The organism is Actinoplanes sp. ATCC 53533, from assembly GCF_003947245.1.
Map to the genome: position 1 here is coordinate 1 of NZ_QHHV01000423.1, position 3,096 is coordinate 3,096.

Sequence of the window (3,096 nt, forward strand, 5' to 3'; positions counted from 1 at the left end):
CGCCAAGCCGCACCACCCAAGCCGAGGCCGCACCACCGAGCCGCACCGCCGGCCAGGCCGCACTACCGAGCCGCACGTCAGGCCGAGGCCGCACGACCACGCCGCGCCGTCAGGCCGAGGCCGCACCACCACGCCGCACCACCGAGCCGCACGTCAGGCCGCACCGCCAAGCCGAGGCCGCACTGCCAGGCCGCACCACCAAGCCGCACTGCCAGGCCGGCACCGCCAAGCCGCACTGCCAGCCCGCACTGTGCCGGCCCACACAGCCGGCCCGTGGCCAATAAAGCCGCGCCGAGGCTGTGGCAAACGCGCAAGCCCTCGAAACATCCCGGCCGCTGACCCAACTAGGCAATTTTGGCGGCGCTCAAATCCGCGGCGCATCCCGCGTAGGTCGAGGCGATGGGTCGGCCCTGACCGGGCCCCGCGCAGCACCCCTCGCCCGCCTCTGCCCATCGTCCACAGGCTTACGAAGCACCTCGAAATCGTCCCCGACGCGACGGCGAGGAGCCCGACGAGGAGCCCGACGAGGAGCCCGCCAACGACGCACGGCGCTCGAGTTATCCCCACCTCGTTCGTGTCAACGTCGGAACGGCACCGGATCGTGCCAACGTTATCCACAGAAGTTCACAGGCGTTCACAGGTAGTTATCCCCAGCAGTGGACAACCGGCGGAGCCGTCGCCCACAGATGTGGATGAAGCCTGGGGAAATCGATGTGGACAGACACTGAGCGTCACCAAGTTGCCCACAGCCTGTGGACGCGTGTGGATTTCCTGTTGAAGGTTCTGGGGACGACGGGTCGGTAGCGTCTCTGCGTTATCCCCAGACCTGGGCACAAACCCGGTGGATAACCGGTGGACAGACGGTGGACAACGGTGGACAACCTCGGCCGCGTCGACGACTGTGGACGCAGACCGGGGTTTGTACCCTGGTTTCCCACATGTGAATCACCGGTGGATAACCCTCTGACCAGCGCAAACGTGAGTTCTCCACACTATGCACAGGACCGATGAAGACGACTATGTCTTCTCCATGGAAAACAAAAAGCAATCATCAGCGTTGGGGAAGGTGTGGATGAGTCGCTTGCCGGCCCGAACCACTCCCGACTTACTTCACAGCACCGGGGTCGGGCGCACGCGGCGCCGACCCGCGCCATAGAGTTCAGTGGGCGCCATCAGCACATCCGATGCTGGGTCGCCAAGGCAGAGTGACGCGGAGGGCATGGCATGAAGTTCCGGGTGGAGCGAGACGCACTCGCCGACGCCGTGGCGTGGACGGCAAAGAGCCTGCCGAGCCGCCCGTCGGTGCCGGTGCTCGCCGGCGTCATGTTGCGGGTGACCGACGGCAGGCTGCACGTCTCCGGCTTCGACTACGAGGTCTCCAGTCAGGTGAGTGTGGAGGTGCAGGCCGACGCCGACGGCGCCGCCCTGGTCTCCGGCCGCCTGCTCGCCGAGATCACCAAGGCGCTGCCGAACAAGCCGGCGGACATCGCCGCTGTCGGTGCGCATCTCGAGCTCGTCTGTGGCAGCGCGCGCTTCACGCTGCCGACGATGCCGGTCGAGGACTATCCGACGCTGCCGGAGATGCCGTCCAGCGCCGGCAAGGTCGACGCGCAGACGTTCGCCTCCGCCGTCCAGCAGGTCGCCATCGCGGCCGGCCGGGACGAGACGCTGCCGATGATGACCGGCGTGCGCATCGAGCTGAACGGCTCGTCGATGGCGATGCTCGCCACCGACCGCTACCGGCTCGCCATGCGCGAGCTGCAGTGGAGTCCCGACGACCCGGAGATCAGCCTGAACGCGCTGGTCCCGGCGAAGACTCTGAACGACACCGCCAAGACGATGGGCCCGCTGGGCGGCGAGGTCACCCTGGCGCTGGCCCAGGGCAACGCCGGCGAGGGCATGATCGGTTTCGCGGGCGGCACCCGGCGTACGACGAGCCGGCTGCTCGACGGCGCCAACTACCCGCCGGTCCGCTCGCTCTTCCCGGCCAGCCACAACGCCGAGGCCCGGGTGAGCGTCTCCGCGCTCGTCGAGGTGGTCCGCCGGGTCGCCCTGGTCGCCGAGCGCACGACCCCGGTGCTGCTGAGCTTCGGCGAGGACGGCCTCGTCGTCGAGGCCGGTGGCACGGAGGAGGCCCGGGCCAGCGAGGCCATGGAGGCCGCCTTCACCGGCGAGTCCCTGACGATCGGCTTCAACCCGCAATATCTGATCGACGGATTGCAGAACCTCGGCGCGCAGACGGCCGTACTCTCGTTCGTCGACGCGTTCAAGCCCGCTGTGATCTCCCCCGCAGCAGAAGACGGCGAAATCGTGCCGGGTTACCGCTATCTGATCATGCCGATCCGGGTAACCCGCTGATACTGGGCGGAAGAACCACTCATCTAGGGGGAACACCATGCAGCTCGGCCTTATCGGTCTCGGCCGGATGGGCGGCAACATGCGCGAGCGGATTCGCTCCGCCGGGCACGAGGTCGTCGGCTACGATCGCAATCCGGACATCTCAGACGTCGCCAGCATCGCCGAACTGGTCGAGAAGCTCGCCGCACCGCGGGTGGTCTGGACGATGGTGCCGGCCGGCACCATCACCGAGAGCACGATCGACGAGCTGGGCGGGTTGCTGTCCGCCGGGGACGTCATCATCGACGGCGGAAACTCCAAGTTCACCGACGACAAGCCGCGTGCCGACCGGCTCGCGCCCAAGGGCGTCGGCTACCTGGACTGCGGCGTCTCCGGCGGCATCTGGGGTAACCAGAACGGCTACGCGTTGATGGTCGGTGGTTCCGAGGAGAACGTCGCCACCTGCATGCCCATCTTCGAGGCGCTCAAGCCGGCCGGTCCGTACGGCTTCGTGCACGCCGGCCCGGTCGGTGCCGGCCACTACACCAAGATGGTCCACAACGGCATCGAGTACGGCATGATGCAGGCCCTCGCCGAAGGCTGGGAGCTGCTCGAGGCTTCGGAATACGTCGACAACGTGCCTGGTGCGATCAAGAGCTGGCGCGAGGGCAGCGTCGTCAAGTCCTGGCTGCTCGACCTGTTCGACCGGGCGCTGGACGGTGATCCCGAGCTGGCCAAGCTCAAGGGCTACGCCGAGGA

Annotated in this window: 2 protein-coding genes; both read left to right on the forward strand. The window is 67.6% G+C overall.

Annotation, left to right across the window (positions count from 1 at the left end; all coding sequences use genetic code 11):
* Nucleotides 1–1,224 precede the first annotated feature (1,224 nt).
* The gene (dnaN, locus tag DMB66_RS58635; protein WP_125812574.1) at nucleotides 1,225–2,358 is read left to right on the forward strand and encodes a DNA polymerase III subunit beta; all 1,134 of its coding nucleotides are present in this window, start codon (nucleotides 1,225–1,227) and stop codon (nucleotides 2,356–2,358) included.
* A 37-nt stretch (nucleotides 2,359–2,395) separates the two neighbouring features.
* A partial coding sequence (locus DMB66_RS58640; RefSeq protein ID WP_125812575.1) for an NADP-dependent phosphogluconate dehydrogenase occupies nucleotides 2,396–3,096 on the forward strand: 701 nt, incomplete at its 3' end.

Bases quoted from the DNA above. Each gene is read 5' to 3' on its own strand.
- dnaN (WP_125812574.1), top strand. From the start codon at position 1,225: ATGAAGTTCCGGGTGGAGCGAGACGCACTCGCCGACGCCGTGGCGTGG.